Below are 228 nucleotides of genomic sequence, written 5' to 3'. Positions count from 1 at the left end.
ACGTCTCGTGGGCTCGGCTTCGGGCTCAAATGGAACATGGGCTGGATGCACGACTCGCTCGGCTACATCTCCCACGAGCCTGTCCACCGCAAGTACCACCACAACGAGATGACGTTCTCGATGGTGTACGCGTACTCCGAGAACTACGTGCTGCCCATCTCCCACGACGAGGTGGTCCACGGCAAGCGCTCCCTGGTCTCCAAACTCCCCGGCGACTGGTGGCAGCAG

1 pseudogene is annotated in these 228 nt (G+C 61.8%); it reads left to right on the top strand.

Features of this window, described 5'->3' with window-relative positions:
* Nucleotides 1-228: pseudogene (locus J0695_RS41615) on the top strand (1,4-alpha-glucan branching enzyme); the annotation flags it as partial.

The organism is Streptomyces beijiangensis, from assembly GCF_017315755.1.
Lineage (GTDB): Bacteria > Actinomycetota > Actinomycetes > Streptomycetales > Streptomycetaceae > Streptomyces > Streptomyces beijiangensis.
Note: the sequence above shows the minus strand (reverse complement) of the source record. Positions and strands in the feature narration are given on the sequence as shown.